Origin of the sequence: Kordiimonas marina, from assembly GCF_023006325.1 — a bacterium.
GTDB lineage: Bacteria > Pseudomonadota > Alphaproteobacteria > Sphingomonadales > Kordiimonadaceae > Kordiimonas > Kordiimonas marina.
The window spans coordinates 1-300 of sequence record NZ_JAINDF010000025.1; the positions used below are offsets into that span (position 1 = coordinate 1).

Genomic DNA, 300 nt, shown 5'->3' on the forward strand with positions numbered 1-300 from the left:
GCCCCGGAAGAGCGTGAGCGTGGTATCACGATCTCGACGGCGCACGTTGAGTATGAGACCGCGAAGCGTCACTATGCACACGTTGACTGCCCTGGCCACGCTGACTATGTGAAGAACATGATCACGGGTGCTGCGCAGATGGACGGTGGTATCCTGGTTGTTAACGCCGCAGACGGCCCGATGCCGCAGACGCGCGAGCACATCTTGCTTGCCCGTCAGGTTGGTGTGCCGGCGCTGGTCGTATTCCTGAACAAAGTTGACCAGGTTGACGATCCGGAGCTTCTGGAACTCGTTGAGATG

General features: G+C 59.0%; 1 protein-coding gene. It reads left to right on the forward strand.

All coding sequences use genetic code 11. The features are described from left to right. A partial coding sequence (locus tag K6118_RS17660; protein WP_247121734.1) for a GTP-binding protein occupies nucleotides 1–300 on the forward strand: 300 nt, incomplete at both ends.